Below are 2,063 nucleotides of genomic sequence, written 5' to 3'. Positions count from 1 at the left end.
CGTTGAAAAAAGCCGCAGGCGGTAGAGATATTGAGGAGTTCCTCGCCGAGCTTATATCGGCGAGGCTTGACCCCCCAGAGCGCGTCAACCTCTATCTAAAACTGCACGAGAAATACCTCAAGGAGGCTGAGGAGCTGTACGCCAAAGGCGACCTCCAGCAAGCTGGTGAGAAGTACTGGGGGGCTGTCACCGCTCTGCTCAGCGCAATTGCGGAGAGGCGGGGCCTCCGTCACTTCAGCCACAGGGACTACGCCGAGGTCGTCGAAATACTGCATGAGGAGTCTGGAGACGGCGACATCCCCCGGCTTTTCGCCTCCGCCGAGAGGCTACGCGCGAATTTCTACCACGGCTTTCTGAGAGAGGCCTCGTTTAGAATTCATAGAAGCGACGTGCTGACGCTCGTCGAAAAACTCAAGAAATTCCTCAAATAGGCCCATGCGGACAGAGAGACAACCCTCAGCGGAGGGACTTAACTACGGCCTTTCTGGGTGAGGGCAGAGATTTTAAGAGTGGTATTATCTCGAAATATGAGACTCATGATTCTGGCTTTGATAACTGTGCTGGCGTCGGCATACTCCTTTCAAGTAATTGCCGACAAAGGGATATCTGTAGGTGATCTCTATAACACAATCGGTTTCCTACCGCCTGGTTGGTATAACTACAGATTTTTAAACGTAAGTAGCGGGTTCTGGCTAGATGTAGTTGCGGATAGGCATGTCCAGGTTTTGGTTTTTTCAAATTCTACGTTCTCTAAAGAGGGCCTCAAGGCGAAGCCGCTGTGGTCAGCTTATGGCATTAATGTATCTTCGTGGATTACCTTGGGGAGGGGTAGATATGTCGTGGTTGTGAACAACAATGGGACAAGACCTGTTGTTTTTAGACTAGCTATTAATCGAAGCGCGCCGGTCGGTGTTTCCGACTATGGCGTCGTTTTTACAAATCCTCCGGTTGTGTATAACTATACTACTAGGGAGTTCAGATTACGAGTGGTCTGGCTGGGCGGCGAGGCGGCGAGCCCGCGCGGCGATGCCTACAGCATACAGCTAAACGTATATGCCGAAGTTAATACTTCGAAAGGAATTCACTACTACTGGCTACAAAACTTTATACAGTTTTATAATGGAAAATTTAGAATTCTAAATAACATATGGAATAATACCGATGCGTTCAGCTATCTTAGTAAAGAAGTTATAAAGGGGCTGGGTAGTGTGGATAAAGACAGCAACCCCCAGGGAGTTTTGGAAGACTACTATTATAAAGTTGCTTTTGATTTTAAAGACGCCGCACCACCAATAAACACTTCTCTATATATTAAAGTCGGCGTTAGGTCTGATGGGAGGCCGTGGTTTGCCTTTGGCTATGATCTTGGACGTGGTGTTGAGTGGTATGACAACATGACTTTAAACTTGGCGGCACGTAGCGTGGCCATTGCCGTAAGGGGGCTGAAGAAGAATCCACGTGGTCTTGAGCTAAACGCGGAGGGAGTCGTGGGGGGAATGTGTTGCCGCGAGCATGCAGATTTTAAGAAGATTTCAGTCGTGCTTCAGCTCGAATACTGGAACGGCACGCACTTCGCCGCAGTTCCGAGTTATGTAAATTTTGGAGAATCCACGGCAGAGACTGCGTCAAACGTCAAGGTGGTCTCATTATATGGCAGAGGAGCCTATCTTACTTGGGGGGTATATCTGCCAGAGTATATGTGGAGTAGATATGTGCCTATCTACATCTCCGACTATGATCGAAGGGGCTGGGTAGTGGTTTTCAACGGGACTTTTCTAAACTTGACGAAGCCCCCGCTTATAGACTTTGGTAATAGGACGCGTGTAAAATATCTGGGGAATAGTTTGGGTGTGGGTAGCGTAGTCGTGACTAAGCCGCTGGAGATCGTATTCCGCTGGCGGAGGGAGTACTTAGTAAGGGTGTCTGGACCTGTGGAGAGAAGTGAGTGGGTCCCCGAGGGTGGGGTGTATGAGTTTAGCCCGCCTCCTGTCGTTGACTTCGGCAACGCGACGCGGCTTGTCTTCGAGGGGTGGCGGCTTGGGGGGGTCTACAGGGGGTCTGTG

2 protein-coding genes are annotated in these 2,063 nt (G+C 49.9%); both read left to right on the top strand.

Annotation, left to right across the window (positions count from 1 at the left end):
- The first annotated feature begins 2 nt into the window (after window positions 1-2).
- Complete coding sequence (locus ACP5J3_RS13665; RefSeq protein ID WP_428496189.1) at window positions 3-431, top strand: PaREP1 family protein; 429 nt, start codon at window positions 3-5, stop codon at window positions 429-431.
- 96 nt (window positions 432-527) lie between these two features.
- Window positions 528-2,063: thermopsin family protease (locus ACP5J3_RS13660; protein WP_428496188.1), on the top strand; the 1,536-nt coding region annotated here is incomplete at its 3' end.

The organism is Pyrobaculum sp. (assembly GCF_049971835.1).
Lineage (GTDB): Archaea > Thermoproteota > Thermoprotei > Thermoproteales > Thermoproteaceae > Pyrobaculum.
The sequence above is the reverse complement of the archived record's forward strand: the minus strand, read 5'-3'. Positions and strand labels throughout refer to the sequence as shown.